Raw genomic sequence first — 18,202 nt, 5'->3', positions numbered from 1 at the left:
TTTTCTTACCACCTAACTGATGATTTTAATGAACAAGGTAAAACTTATCCTAGCACTCGTATGCTTAGCTGCTTGCCATCAAGAGAGTGAAGACCCTGAACCAACAGCGGATTGTCTGGTGGCGGCTTCGGCGGTAAATGGGCAAATTATTGAAGGAGAATACATCATAAGTCTTTCAGAGGCAGCTACTTCTTCAGTCTCTTCCAATGCCCGTTTGCAAAGTTTAACCGAAAGTATTCTGAATAAATACCAAGTCGATACCAAATCCCTCAAAACAACTTTTGTGGGGGTGAGGAGAGGGTTTGTCGCTAAACTTAGCTTGGATGAAGTGGCTTCTTTGCAGAAAGAAGCGGCGGTAGAGACTATCGAACCCGACCGGAGAGTAAGCATATGCTCATGTGTCGATGTAGTAGCACCCGCTTCGGTATCTTGGAGTGTGAAAAAAACAGGCTATGGCAATGGCCTTAATTTTAGTGATAAAACCGTATGGGTAATTGATACGGGTGTAGACCTTGATCACCCCGACTTAAATGTAGATACCCAACGCAGCCTCTCGTTTATTAATGGACAAACCTCCGCCGACGACAACAACGGACATGGTACGCACGTAGCAGGGATTATCGGGGCAATCAACAACACCATCGGAATCGTAGGAGTAGCCTCAGGGGCTAAGATTGTAGCGCTCAAAGTACTTGATCAGTTGGGTGAAGGTAGACTGTCGAGTGTGATTGCGGCGGTGGCGCATGTTAGCCAAAATGCTACAGCGGGAGATGTCGTCAATATGAGTTTGGGACTAGATGGTACCTCCGCTGCACTAGACAGGGAAGTTCAAGCAGCCGCTAATAAAGGCATTCTTTTTGCAATAGCGGCGGGCAACGATGCCAAGCAAGCCAACGGATACTCGCCAGCAAGGGTCAATCATGCCAATATATTTACGGTGTCGGCGGTAGATAGCACAGGGCGATTTGCTAGTTTCTCCAATTACGGTAACGATGTAGTAGATGTAGCAGCCTATGGCGTCAGGGTACGTTCGACTTATTCAAACGGACGCTATGCTATTTTGTCAGGGACTTCTATGGCTGCCCCTCATGTGGCGGGTTTGTTGTTTATTAGAGGAGCAAATATCCCTACTTTTGGAAGTGCTTTAAACGATCCCGACGGTACCGCTGACCCTATTGCACGCGAAAAAAATGCCCAAGCTGTGGCAAGTATTACTAGTCTTCTAAAACATTCGCAATAAAAACTACCTTCAAAAATAACATAAACAAGAAGAAGGAAATGGCCCAGTTGAGGTATATTCTATAATAATCTTTGACTTCCTGAAACCGCCGATTTTTTACTTTTACCCTTTCCAAACGGTCTATTAACGTAAATATGCCTCGCAGGGTAGAGTTGTCGGCGGCTCTAAAAAATTGCCCATTAGTAGATTTAGCAATGGTTTTTAGAGTGCCTTCATCGGTAGAACCTAAATTAAGAGCTACATTGAGGGTATCTTTGAGGGCAGGAGCGGCCGTAAACTTGCCCACTGCAATCGTGTATACTTTAATGCCAAAAGCTTTGGCAAGTTTGGCAGCGGTAATAGGATCTAAGTTGCCTGCCGTATTTTCGCCGTCACTGAGTAAAATGACTACTTTCGATTTGGTCTGGCTTTCTCGTAATCGGTTGATACATACTGCTAAAGCACTACCAATGGCTGTTCCAGAAGTAGCAATCATTTTGCTGTTGATTTCTTCCAAAAAACCATATAACAAGTCATAATCGTTGGTAAGAGGACAGTAAGTAACAGCCTCACCCGCAAAGACTACCAAACCGATACGGTCTTGAAGACGCCCACTAATGAATGATTTGGCGACTGATTGGGCCGCGGCCAAGCGGTTTGGGAGAAGGTCTTTTTCTAGCATCGAACTAGAAATATCGAGTGCCAACATAATGTCGATGACTTCGGCGTCGCGTTCGGTAACATTTCGGATGAGTTGGGGGCGAGCCAAGGCAATGAGTATACAGCTCAAAGATAAAAATGCCGAAATCGGAAAAAGCCACCTCAACCATACCGACCAACTACGAGAAGGGTCGTGGCGGACGAATGTAAAGCTTAACCTTTGAAATGCTCCTGCGTGGAAAGCGTTGCGCAGCCAAAACAAAATTGGAATGGCTAAAATCCCGTACAAGAAGTAAGGATATACCCAAGTAAAAGCTCTAAACTTAGAGAGTGAAAACCATTCAATAGAAAGCCAATCCCACATGTGTGTTTAAACGCAGATCGCTGATTTAGGCCAAATTTGGCATTATTCTCAAAAATGGGAATTTCTCAGCGAAAAAGCGCTTTTGCTAGTCTTTTATTTCTTCATAATCTACATATTCTCCGCCTTTGAAGCGAGAGGAGTCGTCTTTGGAAGTGGGGCGTTCAACCCTAACATCTCCTTCGCGTCTTTCGGGTTGGCGATTGGCTTTCTTTTGTTCTTTTATCAATTGCCGACCTACCAAAAGCCAAAACATAAACCTGCGAAACGCTGGTACAAAGGCAATTAAGAACACAAAAACCAAGAGTATATTGAATAGTATTTTCATCGTTTTTTCAAAAATTTAGATGCTTTCTATTAAAAGACCGTAAGAGGGGAGTTTCTTTAGTATCACAGAAACTATAATCTTCTAAAGGACAATTTTTTTATGATTTATCCAAAATAAAAACGCTGGGAGCAAAATTAAATTGGATATTACTCCCATCAACAAAGTTATTGCCACCAAAATTCCTAAGTAAACAGTGCCCTGAAACGTGGATGCAGTAAAAGTAATAAATCCTGCAAAGAGAACAATGGCAGTTTGTAGCATACTGATGCCCGTAAGCCGAATCGTGTCAGTGATATGTTGGCCTCTATTGTGATGAGGGGAGTTTCTTATTTCGTCTTTGTATTTTGTGAGGAAATAAATGGTCGCATCGGTCGAAAGCCCAAACGCAATACTGAAAATAAGAATCGTGGAAGGTTTGAGGGGTATCCCAGCTAGGCCCATAATCCCCGCCGTGATAATCAGCGGAACTAAGCTCGGAACAACCGCTACTAAAATCATGCGCCAACTACCAAAAAGCACCATCATCAGTACCGAAATCATCACCACCGCTAGCAGCGTGCTTTGGATTAGATTTTGGAGTAGGTATTCATTGCCTTTCGTAAAAACCACGCTATTGCCCGTGATTTTGGCTTGATAAGCCTCTTCTTTATCGACCCAAGTGCCAGTATTTGGGTCAATGTTGAAAATACTGTCGATTTTTGGCTGAAGACGGTTGTAAAGACTCAAAATTCGAGGGGTACCTATATCGCCTATTTGAAAACTTATGCGAGTGTATCGGTGAGTTTTGTCCAAAAAAATATTGGTTTGGAAGAAACTTTTCTGAGTGGTGTCTAGGTATTGTGACAGTTTTTTTAGCTCAAGGGCATCGGGCAATACAAAGTACTTGGGCTGCCCACCCCGATAGGCTTGATAAACAAATTTCAAAGCTTCTACCAACGAAATAGGCTTGGTAAATTCGGGATGTTTGGCTATTTCTTTTTGTAAAATTTTGATTTTGGTTAAAGTTTGAGGGTTCAAAACCCTGCCAGGACGCCCCGTATCTATGTTAATCTCAAAAGGCAAGACTCCTTTAAAATGTTTTTCAAAAAATTTGAGATCAGTATAAAGCACATCTTCTTTGGGTATATCGTCCACTACATATCCTATGGCTTTGATTTGGGTAAATCCAATGATAGAAATCCCCACCAAAACGACCACACCAACATAGATTTGTTGGCGTTTAAACTGCACCCATTCGGTGATTTTACCCAAAAATTTTTGAAGAAAAACATTTTCTGTATGCGCCAATTGAGCAGTTTTGGGGGGAGAGAAATAGGAGTACAAAATTGAAATCAAAATCAAACAAAGTACATAGGTACTCAATACTCCCAAGGCTGCTACTATTCCAAACTCCAGAAGCATTTTGCTTCCCGTAAGGCACAGTACCCCAAAACCAATGGCAGTGGTGATATTTGCCCAAAATGTTGTTTCTCCAATTTTTTCTGCGGCAACTGCGATTGCATTGGTTTGAGTTTGGGCTAAGCGGAGATATTCGTAATATTTATTGGTTAAAAAAATCGCATTGGGTACACCTATTACTACTATAAGGGGTGGTATGAGGGAGGTCAAGATGGATATTTGGAAGCCCAATAAGACCATATAGCTCATACTCCATACTACGCCTATTAGTACAACGTTTAAAGAAACAGCCACTACGCGCCATGATCTAAAAAGGAGTAGTAGGATAAGGCCTGTTACGAAGAGCGACAAAGCTGTAAATAATACCACTTCCTGAGCTACACGGGTGGCAAAGGCGGTACGAATGTAGGGCAATCCAGAAAAGTGTACAGGTATGCGATGCTTTTGCCCAAACTGTTCTACTTCTTGTTTTATTTTCTGATTGATTTTAATCAAACTTGGTGCATTGAGTTCACTAGGCTCAATGATGATACCCATTAAATGTGCCTTTTGGGAAGGGCTTATCAGGAGGTCTTGATAAAAGGGAAGATGATTAATGATGACTTGCAATGAATCTAACTCTTGTTGGGAATTAGGCACCTGAGTCAATAGCTTCTTGGCTTGCATACGCTTGAGGCTATCATTTCGCACGAGGGTGACAATAGTCGCATTTGAAATCACCTCTTTTACTCCTTTGAGCAGTTTGAGCCGCTGATTGAGGTCATACCAATCTTTAAAAACAGGAATGCTGAACAATTGGCTGGTTTCAATCCCGACTATAGTGAGGTTGCCGTCTTCGCCGTATCGTGCTTTGAAAGCTTCATAAAGCTGGTGGTCGGGGTTGTTTTCGGGCAGAATCTTAGGTAATTCGTAAGAAAACTGGATTTTTGAAACTTGATAACCCATCAAAACCGTTAGCCCTATCAGAAGGCTGAAAAGCCGTAAGCGATTTTTGAGAATAAAGGAAGAAACTTTTTTCCAAAACATTAGGGGTACTCAATAAATGAAAGTGCGCAAATCTAAACAATATCAACCTAGAATCATTTTCCATTAACGAAGTTATGTCTATTGTAGTTTAAAAAGGCTTAATTTGACTCAAAAATAGTCGGGGTCTGAAGGAGAAAGTATTTTAAAACATCAAACTATCAATCAAAAAAACATGGCCGAAACGCTCTATCTTCCCGATACTAAAAACAGGGAAGTTTTGTATGAAAGTCTACTGCCGCAGATTGCGGCGCTAGTGGAAGGCGAAAATGATCTTATTGCCAACTTGGCCAATATTGCAGCCGCATTACGTGAAGCATTTGGCTTTTTTTGGGTAGGATTTTATCTAAAAAAAGAAAATCAACTTGTGTTGGGCCCCTTCCAAGGACCGATTGCGTGTACTCGTATCCATTTTGATAAGGGAGTATGCGGCGCAAGTTATACACAGCAGAAAACCCTCATTGTGCCTGATGTAGAGCTGTTTCCGGGACATATTGCTTGCAGCTCAGCGTCCAAATCAGAGATTGTGGTTCCGGTATTTGCTCCCGACGGAAGTGTGGCGATGGTATTGGATGTAGACAGTGATGTACTTGATGATTTTAGCGAAATCGATGCAGAGTGGTTGAAAAAAGTGGTAGGGCTGATAGAACAAAAATTGTAAACTGTCATTGGCTTTTATTGCCACCGTTGATGCTTCAGTTCTTTGATTTCAAACTGAAAAGACAATTCATTCATGCACTTAAAATGTCCTTTAGGGCAGCGTTTTGCTCCGATTTTGGAACATGGACGGCAAGAAAGCTGACGATTTTCGAGCAGTACAAAATGGGTGTTGTAGGGGTACATTCCAAACTCTGGAATAGTATTGCCCCAGATAGAATATACTTTCTTTTTGAAGGCAGCAGCTACGTGCATCAAGCCAGTGTCGTGGCTAAATACCAACTTGGATTGCTGGATCAAGGAAGCGGACTGATTGAAGTTACATTTGCCGCAAGCATTGTAAATCAGCTTACTACCGATTGCTTTTTCAATGATTTCACCGTTGACTGCGTCTTCTTTTCCGCCTAATAGTACAATAGGGAAATTGATTTTTTCGCAAAGCTCTATCATCCGATTGAGGGGGAGCTTTTTTGTTTCGTGTTGGCCTCCTATGGCATAGGCTACATATCCTTTTTGATGGCTTTCGGGTAGCCAATCACGTTCGATAATATCGCGATAAGGGATAAAATAATCGAGCCCTCGGTCGTCGTTGACTACTCCTAATGAATGTAAGGTATGGAGATAACGATCTACAATATGGACATTGGGTAGAGCGTTGATTTTAAAATTGACGAGTAGCCATTTTTCCCAGTTTAGTTTGTTGAAACTAATGGCCTGAACTCCGAGCCCTAATTTGATTTGAAGGGTACGGAGATTATGGTGTAAATCAATGATTAAATCAAATTTTTCTTCACGTAGAGGTTTGATAAGCTTCCAAAGACTACTTTCAAGGGTGTGTATGCGGTCGATGTAAGGATTGTCGACGAGGAGGTATTGATACGAAGCTTTGGTGAGGTAGTGAATCTCTACATCGGGGCGTTGGGTTTTGAGGCAGCGCACCACTGGAGTCGTTAAAATAATGTCCCCGATTGAGGAAAAGCGAATCACCAAAACTTTTAAAGGCATGAAACGTATAAGGGTTGTGAAAGGTATTTGACTTTGATTACAAAAATATATAATTTTACTGAAAATCAGCCTTCTACCGATATGGACGATAAACTTTTTGATATAAAAAATGACCGACGCTTGAGTGTGTATTTATACCGAATGGGATTTGGTATGTGGTTGGTATATATTTTGTTGGGTGCAAGTTTTTTACATCCATATGTTATGTATCGCACTCATTGCGCTATTATGTGTGCTATTTTGATGGTCTTTGGTTTGTCAGCTTCTATGTATTATGATTACTATCATCATCATCAAGAGTTTGAACAAAAGAAAAAATGGCTTATTTTGAGTTATATTGTGTTGGCGGGATTGATTTATTTTTTCATTCTTAAAGACAAGGCTTTGCCATTGGATTTGTTTTGAGACGGGGGTCATTTCATGACTTTTGTGATTTCATTCAATTTTTCAAGTTTCTCTTGAAAATCGCCTTTTAACTTGTTTCTTATTAGTTGGAGATTATCCAAAATTTCTTGTAAGGTATCTGGCAATATCTCCTCCAAAACTTCCCTAAAACGCTTGGCAAAGGTAGGAGATTTGCCATTGGTCGAAATGGCAATCTTTAAATCTCCTTTTTTGACGACCGAGCTGAGGTAAAAATCGCATAAGTCGGGGGTGTCGGCTACATTGACCAGTATCCCTTTGGTTTTACAATCTTGCTGTACTTGTTTGTTTACTTCTTTATCGTTGGTACCCACAATCACCAAGTCCTTATGGTCGAGGTAGGAGGGGGCATAAGTATCCAAAATCAGTCGAACATTTGGGTACTCAGCCGCTATTTCTTTGATTTCTGTCCTGATTTCGGGTGCTACCAAATATACCTCAGTAGCGGGAGAATTTGCCAAAACTGCCGTGAGTTTTTCGAGTCCTACATAGCCACCTCCTACAATCAAAACACGGAGCTGTTCGAGCTTCAAAAAAATCGGGAAGAGAGTATTCATGATAAATTAAATTTTTTGAGTGTATCAAGTTTCAAAATAGCGTTTAACAAAGCTTGGCCTATTTGTAGGCATTGAGATTTGACTACAAATAGGCCAAGTATTTATTTGATTCTTGTCCAGCTATCTGTACGTCCCATCAAAGATACGCCAATATATCCTCTTACATCCAAATGATTGGCATCTACTAGCTTCATTTTGCAACTGTATTCTTTGCCATTTTCGGGGTCGTAAATTTTTCCGTCATTCCAAGTATTGGATCCGTCGTATTTAAAATCGCGAAGATTCACTAATCCCAACAAAGGACGGGTCTTTTTCTGGGCATCGCTATTGTTGATGTCGGTGCGGGGTTGTCCGGTTGTGGGGTTATTGGGCTCTTTGAGCCAGACAATTTTCCCAAAATACTTATCGCCTTGTTTGTAGATTTGAACGTGCCCTTTTTTAGAGCCAGTAAGCCAAGTACCTACGCAAGCATCTGGGTTGTTTTGGGTTTTGGCATTCATCCATAATAACATGCTGAAGAGAAATAACCATGATGTTTTCATCTGAAATATTGGTTTTTGGTTTATGAAAAAACGTAAACAAGTAATCGTAAAATTTTAATTTGATAATATTTTTTTTGCCTGAAGGTGCACCGAGTATCAGAAACCCCAAGTGGTTTTATTATTTTCCCTGAAACTCTGTGTAAATTTCCTTTTACGCTGTTATTCAAAAGGGCAAAAAAAAAGCCGACAAAGCCGGCTTTATATCTATTTACCCAAAATAAGGGGGTTAAATTTCTTTGTGAAGGGAGTTGTGATAACCCGCAAAAATCAAAGCTTGAATAAGAGTACCTACAATGGCCACAAGTGTATCGCCAAAGGCAAATAATAAAGTAACAATAATCAAAAAGTAGGCTAGTAGCCAGCCCCAGTGAACTTCCTGTTCTTTGTGCGCTTCCATGTGAAAACGGTGTTTATTGAATGATTATCTAAAAATACGCCGCAAGTTAGGGATAAATCATCCTTTGTCAAAGGGCTGAGGCATTGATTTTTTCAAGTTTGCTTCCCACTTGGCATAGTTTTCGGCATATTGTGGTTGGAGGCTGGCATTAGGCTCAAAGGTGGCGATTTGGGAAAGACCTTCAAATGCTGATTTAAAATCATACACACCTACGCCTACTCCTGCCGCACGGGCGGCTCCTTGTGCGCCGTCGGTATCGTATAGCTCAATAGTAGCTCCAGTGGTATTGGCAAATGCTTCGCGGAAAAGTGGACTTAAAAACAAATTGGCATGTCCTGCTCTTACAGTTTGGGTCTGAACCCCCATTTCTTGCATTACTTGTAAGCCATATTGGAGGGCAAATACAATCCCTTCTTGTGCCGCTCTGAATACATGCGAAGCTGAGTGGATATTGAAATTGAGTCCTTGAAGTTGGCCGCCTACCAATTGATTTTCTAGTACGCGTTCTGCTCCATTTCCAAATGGCAAAAAGGTAAGCCCTTCTGCTCCAATAGGAGTTTGGGCAGCGAGCTGATTCATTTCGTCGTAGCTGATGCCGCCCGCCAGTTTTCGTACCCAGCTATTGAGGATTCCTGTGCCATTGATACAAAGTAATACCCCATTGCGTGGTGCTTCAGAGGTACTGTTGACATGAGCAAAAGTATTGACTCTCGAAAGAGGGTCGGAAGTGGCTTGTGCATTGATACCATATACCACCCCAGAAGTACCCGCAGTAGTAGCTACTTCGCCCGGGTTGAGTACATTGAGTGAGAAGGCATTGTTGGGCTGATCACCCGCACGGTAGGCTATAGGTGTACCTGCTTTAAGGCCTAAGTCAGCGGCTGCCGAAGCAGAAAGCTGGCTTTGTGGAGAAAATGTATCTACCACTTGTGGAATCATTGAGGAGTCGAGACCGTAAAGTTGTAGGAGTTTTCGCGAAATTTTTTGTTCGGCAAAATCCCAAAATATTCCCTCAGACAAACCAGAAACGGTGGTTTGAGGAGTGCCTGTCATGCGTAAAGCAAGGTAGTCGCCAGGGAGCATAAAATACTTAATTTGCTCAAATATCTGCGGCTCATTGTCTTTGACCCATTTGAGTTTGGAGGCAGTAAAATTTCCGGGCGAGTTGAGCAAATGCTTTAGGCTGTAATCTGCCCCAAGCTCAGCAAATGCTTTGTTGCCGATTTCGACGGCACGGCTATCACACCAAATAATCGACGGACGGAGAGGTTGCAAATTTTTGTCAACCACCACAAGCCCGTGCATTTGGTAGGAAATCCCAATGCCTGCCACAAGCGAGGCGTCAAAAGAATACTTTGTACGTAATTTGTGAGTGGCGGTGATTGCTTCTTGCCACCAGCTATCGGGGTGCTGCTCGGCCCAGCCAGCTTCGTGAGCAATCATCCCCATTTCTTGGTCGGGAGAGGTGGCAGTTGCGAGTGCTTTGCCAGTTTCGATGTCTAATAAAGCAACTTTGATGGACGAGCTGCCTACGTCATAGCCTAACAGATATTTCACAGGTGGAGTTGAGATTGGTGGTTAATGTACTTCAAAATAAGGGTAAAAATAAGATATTTTATTGTAAATAAAGACAATCATCGTTATAGCTCTTGTAAGTAGGCTTAAGACAGATTTAAAATGAGCATCTGATTTCTATCTTCTTTGATTATTGTTATTTTCGTAGAAAAAATAGTTTTAAACAAATGTTGGAGTTTTTTACGACTGAGCGGCTTATCTGGATTGGCGGTATTTATGTACTACTGTGTATAGTTGCTTATTTGATTCAGGGGAAGTTTATCTTTAAGCCAGAGAAATTACCACAAGATTTTGAATATAGATATGATGACTTGTTTGAGGAATTGTTTTTTGAGCCAGAGCCTAATGTCCGTATCAACGCTTTGCGTTTTTATCAGGAAGAGGATTCGCGGGGGCTAGTGATATATTTTCACGGAAATACCCGTAGTATCAAGGGATGGTCTAAATATGCTAAAGATTTTACCCAATATGGCTACGACGTGCTGATGATTGACTATCGGGGTTTTGGCAAAAGCGTAGGTAAGCAGACGGAAGAAGGAATCAAAAATGATGCGCAGTATATCTACAACAAAATGCGGTCTAAATATGGCTATCCAGAAGATAAGATGGTAGTGTATGGGCGGTCTTTAGGCTCGGGTTTTGCGACTAAGCTAGCCTCGGTCAATCACCCCAAATTGTTGATTTTAGACGCGCCTTATTATAGCTTTACTCGTCTTACTACAAGATTTTTGCCTTTTTTACCCGTATCATATATCCTCAAGTTTTCGATTCGGACAGACGTGTGGATCAAGTATGTCAAGTGTCCGATTTATATCATTCATGGAACCAAAGATTTATTGATTCCTTTTAGATCAAGTGTGAGATTGGCCAATTTGGTACCGCAGTCAGCCCGTTTGATTCCAATCTATGGAGGGGGACACAACAACCTGCCTGATTTTGTAGAATATCACAAGCACATAGAAGATATTCTCAACGATCGTTTTGACTTGATTTTTGATAAGTACGAGAAGAAGCGGGAGTAGCTTGGGCAATTTCGATACGGCGGTGGCGATAACTTTGAAGGGCCACTTCTCTTAGAATATTGAGCGAATCGGCAGTGTTGAAAGAGGCTAGTCCACCATATATCAAACTATCAATGGATTTTAGTGCTTCGGCCAATTGGTTATTAGATAGATTGTCGGTGATTTCTTTTGTAGTGTAGGTGGCATAGGGTTTTCGCTCCAATCTTTGTAAGTACTTTTTCCAAAGAATGACGGCTTTTTCGACATTATCAATTCCCTTAACTCCGCTGACATCCCGAGTAAGACGGGCGAAATTTTTTACAAATTCTTGATTGCGGCGAAACATCAAAAACAACTCCCATTGCTTAGTGATAGATTCTCCAAAAAGCAGATAAATGCCTGTCCCAATCATCAAAATCAACAGCGACACTAGCAACATAAAGGGGAAATTGGGCTGCCGACGCAACGGCACAATCTGCGTGTCTGTTTGAAGATGAAGGGTATCTAGGGCTTCTGGGCTAATCAGTTCGCGAAGCCTGATAGAGTCCATTTGGGAGTAAACGGCCGTACAATCTCTCCCTGTCAATGCCCATACCGGAACCTCTAAGGTTTGAGTCTTATTGAGATCAAAGGTTACCAATGTATAAATAGCACTATCTAAGCTGCCACTTGAAGTGGTTTCGGTAGGGAAATATTCTAACTTAATAACCTGAAATGGTTGAAAATCCGTACTTGTATCGGGGAAAAAAACATCGACTTGTGAAGAATGCCGAAAACTTAGGGCGTATTGAAAAGGCTTACCTACCTCAATGCTATCGGTCAAAAACCGACCTTGGGGCTGTTGAGCAGTAGCTTCTAAAAAGCAGCAAAAAAAAGAAAAAAGTAATAAGGAAAGTAAGCGCTGCACATTGAAAGAAAAATAACCCCCTTCTCTCTTTTAGGGAAAGAAGGGGTTGGGGAGATTTATTTAGCCAATTTTGCTTGCAAATTAGCATCAAGAGCATCCAAAAACTCTTCGGTATAGAGGTAATGCTCACCGTGATTTACTTTGTTGCCGTGGATACATACGGCCAAGTCTTTGGTCATTTTGCCGCTTTCTACGGTTTCTACGCATACTTGCTCCAAAGCTTCACAAAAATCAATCAAAGGCTGATTGCCGTCTAGTTTGCCACGGAAGGCAAGGCCGCGTGTCCACGCAAAAATAGAAGCGATAGGGTTAGTAGAAGTCGGCTTACCTTTTTGGTGCTCGCGATAGTGGCGAGTTACGGTTCCGTGAGCTGCTTCGGCTTCCATTACTTGTCCGCTAGGGGTAAGAAGTACCGAAGTCATAAGTCCTAATGAACCAAATCCTTGAGCTACGGTATCAGATTGTACGTCGCCGTCGTAGTTTTTACAAGCCCATACGAAGTTTCCGTTCCATTTCAAGGCCGATGCCACCATATCGTCGATGAGGCGGTGCTCATAATGAACGCCTTGTGATTTGAACTCAGCTTCGTAAATTTCCTGAAAAATATCTTTGAAACGCCCGTCGTATTTTTTCAAGATGGTATTTTTGGTAGAAAGATACACCGGCCATCCTTTTTGCAAACCTACTTGGAAGCAAGAGCGCGCAAATCCACGGATTGACTCATCGGTGTTGTACATGGCCAATGCGACTCCATCACCTTTGAAGTTGTATACTTCATGCTCGATGATAGTTCCGTCTTCGCCTTCAAACTTGATGGTAAGTTTTCCTTTGCCTTTGGTTACGAAATCCGTAGCGCGGTATTGGTCCCCAAACGCATGACGACCCACGATGATAGGAGAGTCCCAGTTGGTCACAAGACGAGGTACATTTTGGCATACGATAGGCTCACGAAAAACAGTACCGTCCAAAATGTTACGAATCGTTCCGTTGGGAGATTTCCACATTTGTTTGAGATTAAACTCTTTCACGCGGTCTTCGTCAGGCGTGATAGTTGCACATTTGATACCTACACCGTATTCTTTGATGGCGTTGGCAGCATCTATGGTTACTTGGTCGTTGGTCTCGTCGCGATACTCAATGCCAAGGTCATAATATTTAATATCAACGTCTAAGTAAGGAAGGATGAGTTTATCTTTGATAAAACGCCAGATGATACGCGTCATTTCGTCGCCGTCTAGTTCGACTACGGGGTTTGCAACTTTGATTTTTTCCATGTTAACGACATAAAATTGGGATAGTGAAGACTAAATTAAGGATGCAAATATAACCAACTAAGTTTAGGATGCCTTACGTATTTGCAACCAATTTATGCCAATAATCAATAAAGCAGGTAAAGCGTTGTACAGTAAAAATTGTACCAAGACCGATAAACTAAGTAGTAGAGTAGCACTAAAAAGCAACATCAAATAGAAAAAACAAGCCGCAACGACGACATTATTGTGAACAGTTTGTTTAAAAACAACATCGAACCAGCGATAGATGACTCCAAACACAAAATGCCCTATAAAAACTAAAATATAGCCTCCATTGAAAAAAAGCTCTCCAGCTACTGGAATCACTTTGTCTTGGGAAACAAAGGGGTTGTCGTGAAAAGCTTGATTATAAATAGAAGGGCCACTGTATTCTCTAAAATCTTTACCTAGTATAGGAACAGGGTCTAGCAATGAAGCTATTAAGGTAAAAGAGGGGCTTTCGATGTTTAATAAAGGACTAAGTTGATAAGGGCTACCTAAATAAAGTTGGTGAGCACTCCAGATATAGTCGTTGTTCTGGAGATATTCGTCAAAAAGCATTTCGATGTGTTGATAATCTAAATAAGGCTGAACGCGTATATACCCAAAGAAAAATGCTAACAAAATACTCATCTCTATGAATAATAATAAGAGCCATTTTGAGTAAACTTTCTGACCTCTAAAAAGAACGCTACCAAAAGCAAGGAGTGGGTAAACCATATTGGAACGATTGCTACTTAATATGCCCACCGTTGCAAGAAATAGCCATAGAGCAACATGAAAGGGACTGGATTTTGTTGTGACTCCATGAGAGGTTTGAGACCATATTAACATAATCCCAAATGGCCAAAATCGCTGCCCAATATTGGCCACAAAGCCAATAATAGAACCAGCTTGCTGCTCTAAAGTTTCTTGAGTAACATACGAAAAAATAGCACCTTCTACGTATTGCTGAATAGAGCCGTAGAGTGTTAGCAATGATATAAATGCAATACTGATATAAGCAAATGGCAAGATGCGACCATAATGGGAAGTAGTATAATGATTAGTAGTTGTTTTTCTATCTAAAATTAACCAACCAAGTAGAAAAGCCCCAAAAGATATAAGATAGATAAGGATTTCGGTCAAAATAGTTTGATTATCATAATATTCTGGTAAAATTTTATTGCCGACAGTAAGTATTTCGAGTGGAATGATAATCAGCTTGTGAAACCATATAAGTAGCATCATGTTTTTGGGAGTAATAACAACATCGTCGCTATCTAAGAAGTAAAAATTTCCCTTGATACAGCCCCATATCAAGGGTAGAAGGAGTAAGAGAGGTGTGGGAGAAGGATTGAAAGTAGGATCAAACGCCCATACAATCCAGATAACTGTACCCATCAAACCAATGACGGCTGACTGTCCCCACCAAGTTCGTTTTAGTGTAATTTTCAAAAGATAACAAAATTTGTAGTACCATTTGCCCCTTTTTTTGACCAGAAAATAAAAGAAAGTCACCATTTGATGAAACGGGGTTGCGAATGGGGCTAGAGCTGTATATTTTCGTAAAAAAATTTGAACGATATGACAAAGAAAAAAACAACCCCTCCGGAGAGCGCCGAAAAACCGCGCGTTCACAAAGACTTGGACGGTTTTGATATTCGTATCAATTCATTTGGTGAAATCACTTCAACTATCGATATCGATAAAATCAATCAATTTTTGAACAAACACGTTGACGACAAAAAACTGCGTTCGCGTGATGATCTTAACGAAAATCCTGAAGAATAATCAAATTATGAACTCTCACGAAATTGACTACAAAATCATCGGCGAGGATATTCAAATCGTCGAAATCGAACTTGACCCTAACGAAACCGTAATCGCCGAGGCGGGTTCCATGCTTTTTATGGAAGAAGGCATACAGTTTGAAACCAAAATGGGTGACGGCTCCAATGCCAATCAGAGCATCATGGGTAAGATTTTTCAAGCCGGTAGCCGCCTGCTTACTGGGGAGTCTTTGTTTATGACCCACTTTACCAATCGTGGCTATGGCAAGCGTAAGGTAGCTTTTGCAGCGCCTTATCCGGGTACGGTAATGCCTATCAATTTGTCCAATATTTACGGAAATTCGTTGATTGTCCAAAAAGACGGTTTTTTGTGCGCCGCCATGGGTACCAAACTTAATATACACTTCAACCAACGTCTAGGTAGTGGTCTGTTTGGGGGAGAAGGTTTTATTTTACAAAAACTTCAAGGAGACGGTCTGGCATTCGTTCATGCAGGTGGAGTCGTGATTGAGCGTCAACTAAACAACGAAACGCTTCGAGTAGATACGGGTTGTGTGGTAGCGTTTGAGCCCAGCATCAATTTCAGCGTGCAACGCTCTGGAAGCCTTAAATCAATGATTTTTGGGGGAGAAGGTATTTTCTTAGCTACTTTACAAGGAACAGGTAAATGTTGGATACAATCTATGCCAATCTCCAAACTCGTAGATAGGCTTTCGGTACATAGCCCACAAGCTCGCAAAGAAAGTGGGTCAGTATTGGGAGGATTGGGTAATTTGTTTGAAGATTAGTACTTATACCAAAAGCTTATCTTTAACCTTGACAAGGATGTAAAGCCTTGTCAAGGTTTTTTGTGAGAAAGAGTTAGTTTTTGCCCCCTCCGAGCGACGACGCAGTCCCGCCAAGTTGTTGGTTTAAGCTTACAATCTTATTATTTAAGTTTTCAATTGCTTTGGCATGACGAGCTTCAATATCGGCCAAATTTGCCGTGGATTTAAGTGAAGCTTCATACTGAAACGCCGGCAGCATCCAAGAAGCATAGCCACTATAAGGATCAGATGAAGCATACAGAGAGCGGTACCACGACCCATACGCCATGCCTTTGGGGTCGATGAAGGCTTTTTCGAGATTTCGTAATTCTTGGTTGATGGCTTTTAGTTTGCTTTTGTCCAATTTATCTTCACTCAAAAGGGCTTTTGCTTTAGCCTCAAATTGTTCGGCGTTTTGCTTCAGTGTTTCGACTTGTGCAAGCAACTTTTCAATAGAGTAGGAAGGAGAATACGCTTTTATAGCTTTTTCGGCGGTTTTGAGGTGAGTGGTAAGGTCGGTGGCATATCGGCTCACATCATAAGGCAAGATATCGGCATTGGCAAGTCGCAGTGACATGGTGCCTACTACCTGCTCTACCATAGGCCCCATTTTGTAGGTCGAATCCACAAACTTATGATAGAAAAATAAATCATCATAAAGAGAGTGATAAAGCGTAGGGCCGCCTACACCAGCACTTAGAGAAGGAATACCCACGTGCATATAGAAAGCAATATGGTCAGAGCCGCCGCCAAGGTTACCAATAGTGGGTTCGTTTTCGTGGGCAACAGGTGCCGAGCCACCGATTCCAACAGTGCTGGATTTTTTGGCTCCTTTTTGTGCTACCCAATGTTCATAAACAGTTTTGTTGGAATCTGGGTATTCGACAGATTGGGCAGCTTCAATGATTAATTTTTTGAGAGAAGGCGATGCACTACCACCAAACATTTTTCCTGATACGGCCGCGTCAAAATTCATGTAGGCAATGGCTTTGGCAGATAGCTCATCGCGCATTTGTTCTACCCATTCGGTAGAGCCTAATACCCCGTGCTCTTCAGCATCCCAATGACAAATTTTAATGGTACGTTTGGGTTTTTGGGGTAGTTTTCCCAAAGACTCGGCCAAAGTCAATAGCATGGCAGTACCACTATTGGGGTCGGTTGAGCCATATCCCCAAGCGTCATAATGACAGCCTGCGAGTATCCACTCGTCGGGGAGTTCACTTCCGGTCAATGTACCCACTACCTGATATACTCTTACAAACTCTTTATCTTGTTTTACTTTCAAACGGACTTTGAGCGTAGGCCCTCCTTCTAAGCGATAAGCCAGAGGTAGCCCTCCCTGCCAACCTGCCGGAACGGCTTTGTTGCCAGTCATTTTTTTGAATATCTCTACCGCCGACCCCCACGGTAGGGGCGTTACTGGGATTTTGTGGAAAGCAGCATCTTTAGGGTCAACTCGTTTGATTTTTTTGGGGCCATCGAGAGGCAAAGCAGGTTCAAAAGGAGTAAGAGGGTCGCCCGTGAAATCGACTGTGAGCAATGACCCTCTCTGGATGGTATTGTCGCTGGGCTGAGTACCTTCAGGAAAAGTAATGCCTTTCATATATCCACTATCTGAAGGGTCGGTGTAGATGATTACGCCCGCCGCGCCCGCTGCTTCGGCGTGTTTGGCTTTGTATCCTCTAAAGTTGCCCCCATAACGTGCCAAAACGATTTTCCCTTTTACCGAAATCCCTAAGGCTTTTAGCTGTTCGAAGTCTTCTTTGCGACCATAGTTGGCATAAACCACCTCTGCCGTCACATCTCCCGAACCTGAGTAAGCATTCCAGCCAGGGGTGAGGCGTGGGTCGCTTGAGTATTTGTCTTCGGGTAAGATAAACTCCCGATTGTTGAGTGGCATTCTGATGGGTTCTACCAACTCCACTATACTTTCTCCGGGAGATTTGGACATATAAATATCATGAGGAAATATCTCTACTTGTAAACCAGCTTTGCGCATCACGTCGGCGATATAGTCTCTCACTTTCTCGTTTTCGGGCGTTCCAGCCAAGTGAGGTTCACTGGTGAGTTTGTGAAGATGAAGCTTATAACGCTCTGCTGATTGTTTGGTGCGGTACTCTTGTTCTGTTTTTTGTTGTTTGGCCTGACTGGAAGGGGCAAATCCACTGAGGTTTTGCTGGGCTTGCGCACCCATGACAATCCCTAAAAGGCTGACAGTAAATAAAGAAATTTTCATTGAGGTGTTGGTTGATGATTATGGTTTTTTACCGATATAAATG

The 18,202-nt window shown here is 42.0% G+C and carries 18 protein-coding genes; 6 read left to right on the top strand and 12 right to left on the bottom strand.

Going from position 1 to position 18,202, the window contains the following annotated elements:
• Positions 1-28 precede the first annotated feature (28 nt).
• The gene (locus tag G563_RS0103445) at positions 29-1,240 is read left to right on the top strand and encodes a S8 family peptidase (protein ID WP_028664071.1); all 1,212 of its coding nucleotides are present in this window, start codon (positions 29-31) and stop codon (positions 1,238-1,240) included.
• Here the strand turns inward: G563_RS0103445 and G563_RS0103440 are convergent.
• From G563_RS0103440 to G563_RS0103430, 3 genes are all read right to left on the bottom strand, one after another.
• Positions 1,215-2,243: a vWA domain-containing protein gene (locus G563_RS0103440; protein WP_028664070.1), complete on the bottom strand. Its 1,029-nt coding sequence runs from the start codon at positions 2,241-2,243 to the stop codon at positions 1,215-1,217. The genes G563_RS0103445 and G563_RS0103440 overlap by 26 nt on opposite strands.
• Before the next feature lie 85 nt (positions 2,244-2,328).
• Positions 2,329-2,568 carry a hypothetical protein gene (locus G563_RS0103435; protein WP_051210732.1) on the bottom strand — a complete coding sequence of 80 codons (240 nt, stop codon included), beginning with the start codon at positions 2,566-2,568 and terminating at the stop codon, positions 2,329-2,331.
• Positions 2,569-2,649: 81 nt separating this feature from the next.
• Positions 2,650-4,992, bottom strand: a complete 2,343-nt coding sequence (locus G563_RS0103430) for an efflux RND transporter permease subunit (protein ID WP_028664068.1) — start codon at positions 4,990-4,992, stop codon at positions 2,650-2,652.
• Between the two features lie 172 nt (positions 4,993-5,164).
• Between G563_RS0103430 and msrC the strand changes: the two genes are divergently transcribed.
• Positions 5,165-5,650 carry a free L-methionine (R)-S-oxide reductase MsrC gene (msrC, locus tag G563_RS0103425; protein ID WP_028664067.1) on the top strand — a complete coding sequence of 162 codons (486 nt, stop codon included), beginning with the start codon at positions 5,165-5,167 and terminating at the stop codon, positions 5,648-5,650.
• A 14-nt stretch (positions 5,651-5,664) separates the two neighbouring features.
• On the opposite strand, the gene G563_RS0103420 is transcribed toward msrC, so the two are convergent.
• Positions 5,665-6,651, bottom strand: coding sequence for a glycosyltransferase family 9 protein (locus tag G563_RS0103420; protein WP_028664066.1), 987 nt, complete (start codon positions 6,649-6,651; stop codon positions 5,665-5,667).
• A gap of 81 nt (positions 6,652-6,732) precedes the next feature.
• Between G563_RS0103420 and G563_RS0103415 the strand changes: the two genes are divergently transcribed.
• A complete protein-coding gene (locus tag G563_RS0103415; RefSeq protein ID WP_028664065.1) occupies positions 6,733-7,056 on the top strand; it encodes a hypothetical protein in 324 nt (107 codons plus the stop codon).
• An 8-nt stretch (positions 7,057-7,064) separates the two neighbouring features.
• On the opposite strand, the gene G563_RS0103410 is transcribed toward G563_RS0103415, so the two are convergent.
• The 4 genes from G563_RS0103410 to G563_RS0103395 form a co-directional block, all read right to left on the bottom strand.
• Complete coding sequence (locus G563_RS0103410) at positions 7,065-7,631, bottom strand: precorrin-2 dehydrogenase/sirohydrochlorin ferrochelatase family protein (protein WP_028664064.1); 567 nt, start codon at positions 7,629-7,631, stop codon at positions 7,065-7,067.
• Between the two features lie 101 nt (positions 7,632-7,732).
• Positions 7,733-8,173 (bottom strand): DUF2147 domain-containing protein, encoded by a 441-nt coding sequence (locus G563_RS0103405; RefSeq protein WP_028664063.1) that lies wholly within the window; start codon positions 8,171-8,173, stop codon positions 7,733-7,735.
• A 226-nt stretch (positions 8,174-8,399) separates the two neighbouring features.
• Positions 8,400-8,570, bottom strand: a complete 171-nt coding sequence (locus G563_RS37880; protein WP_157585040.1) for a hypothetical protein — start codon at positions 8,568-8,570, stop codon at positions 8,400-8,402.
• Between the two features lie 57 nt (positions 8,571-8,627).
• Positions 8,628-10,127 (bottom strand): xylulokinase, encoded by a 1,500-nt coding sequence (locus G563_RS0103395; protein WP_028664062.1) that lies wholly within the window; start codon positions 10,125-10,127, stop codon positions 8,628-8,630.
• A gap of 185 nt (positions 10,128-10,312) precedes the next feature.
• Here G563_RS0103395 and G563_RS0103390 point away from each other — a divergent pair, with 185 nt between their 5' ends.
• On the top strand, positions 10,313-11,167 hold the full coding sequence (locus G563_RS0103390) for an alpha/beta hydrolase (RefSeq protein ID WP_028664061.1): 855 nt from the start codon (positions 10,313-10,315) through the stop codon (positions 11,165-11,167).
• Here G563_RS0103390 and G563_RS33635 read toward each other — a convergent pair.
• The 3 genes from G563_RS33635 to G563_RS0103375 all read right to left on the bottom strand — a co-directional run bounded on the left by G563_RS33635 (position 11,115) and on the right by G563_RS0103375 (position 14,782).
• Positions 11,115-12,053, bottom strand: coding sequence for a hypothetical protein (locus G563_RS33635; protein ID WP_051210731.1), 939 nt, complete (start codon positions 12,051-12,053; stop codon positions 11,115-11,117). The two genes, G563_RS0103390 and G563_RS33635, sit on opposite strands and share 53 nt — an antisense overlap.
• A gap of 56 nt (positions 12,054-12,109) precedes the next feature.
• Complete coding sequence (locus G563_RS0103380) at positions 12,110-13,327, bottom strand: NADP-dependent isocitrate dehydrogenase (RefSeq protein ID WP_028664060.1); 1,218 nt, start codon at positions 13,325-13,327, stop codon at positions 12,110-12,112.
• Positions 13,328-13,390: 63 nt separating this feature from the next.
• Entirely contained in the window at positions 13,391-14,782 is a 1,392-nt protein-coding gene (locus G563_RS0103375) for a hypothetical protein (protein ID WP_157585038.1), read from the bottom strand.
• A 129-nt stretch (positions 14,783-14,911) separates the two neighbouring features.
• Here G563_RS0103375 and G563_RS33630 point away from each other — a divergent pair, with 129 nt between their 5' ends.
• Positions 14,912-15,118 (top strand): hypothetical protein, encoded by a 207-nt coding sequence (locus G563_RS33630; RefSeq protein ID WP_037325831.1) that lies wholly within the window; start codon positions 14,912-14,914, stop codon positions 15,116-15,118.
• A gap of 7 nt (positions 15,119-15,125) precedes the next feature.
• Positions 15,126-15,905 (top strand): TIGR00266 family protein, encoded by a 780-nt coding sequence (locus G563_RS0103365; RefSeq protein ID WP_028664058.1) that lies wholly within the window; start codon positions 15,126-15,128, stop codon positions 15,903-15,905.
• A gap of 73 nt (positions 15,906-15,978) precedes the next feature.
• Here the strand turns inward: G563_RS0103365 and G563_RS0103360 are convergent, their stop codons facing one another.
• Complete coding sequence (locus tag G563_RS0103360; RefSeq protein WP_028664057.1) at positions 15,979-18,159, bottom strand: M28 family peptidase; 2,181 nt, start codon at positions 18,157-18,159, stop codon at positions 15,979-15,981.
• Between the last annotated feature and the right edge of the window lie 43 nt (positions 18,160-18,202).

Source organism: Runella zeae DSM 19591 (genome assembly GCF_000423565.1).
Taxonomy (GTDB): Bacteria; Bacteroidota; Bacteroidia; order Cytophagales; family Spirosomataceae; genus Runella; species Runella zeae.
Note: the sequence above shows the minus strand (reverse complement) of the source record. Positions and strands in the feature narration are given on the sequence as shown.

Coding starts and splice junctions, on each gene's coding strand:
- G563_RS0103365 (WP_028664058.1), top strand. CDS start 15,126: ATGAACTCTCACGAAATTGACTACAAAATCATCGGCGAGGATATTCAA.
- G563_RS33630 (WP_037325831.1), top strand. CDS start 14,912: ATGACAAAGAAAAAAACAACCCCTCCGGAGAGCGCCGAAAAACCGCGC.
- G563_RS0103415 (WP_028664065.1), top strand. CDS start 6,733: ATGGACGATAAACTTTTTGATATAAAAAATGACCGACGCTTGAGTGTG.
- G563_RS0103445 (WP_028664071.1), top strand. CDS start 29: ATGAACAAGGTAAAACTTATCCTAGCACTCGTATGCTTAGCTGCTTGC.
- G563_RS0103430 (WP_028664068.1), bottom strand. CDS start 4,992: ATGTTTTGGAAAAAAGTTTCTTCCTTTATTCTCAAAAATCGCTTACGG.
- G563_RS0103380 (WP_028664060.1), bottom strand. CDS start 13,327: ATGGAAAAAATCAAAGTTGCAAACCCCGTAGTCGAACTAGACGGCGAC.
- G563_RS0103440 (WP_028664070.1), bottom strand. CDS start 2,243: ATGTGGGATTGGCTTTCTATTGAATGGTTTTCACTCTCTAAGTTTAGA.
- G563_RS0103390 (WP_028664061.1), top strand. CDS start 10,313: ATGTTGGAGTTTTTTACGACTGAGCGGCTTATCTGGATTGGCGGTATT.
- G563_RS37880 (WP_157585040.1), bottom strand. CDS start 8,570: ATGGAAGCGCACAAAGAACAGGAAGTTCACTGGGGCTGGCTACTAGCC.
- G563_RS0103435 (WP_051210732.1), bottom strand. CDS start 2,568: ATGAAAATACTATTCAATATACTCTTGGTTTTTGTGTTCTTAATTGCC.
- G563_RS0103360 (WP_028664057.1), bottom strand. CDS start 18,159: ATGAAAATTTCTTTATTTACTGTCAGCCTTTTAGGGATTGTCATGGGT.
- msrC (WP_028664067.1), top strand. CDS start 5,165: ATGGCCGAAACGCTCTATCTTCCCGATACTAAAAACAGGGAAGTTTTG.
- G563_RS0103420 (WP_028664066.1), bottom strand. CDS start 6,651: ATGCCTTTAAAAGTTTTGGTGATTCGCTTTTCCTCAATCGGGGACATT.
- G563_RS0103405 (WP_028664063.1), bottom strand. CDS start 8,173: ATGAAAACATCATGGTTATTTCTCTTCAGCATGTTATTATGGATGAAT.
- G563_RS0103410 (WP_028664064.1), bottom strand. CDS start 7,631: ATGAATACTCTCTTCCCGATTTTTTTGAAGCTCGAACAGCTCCGTGTT.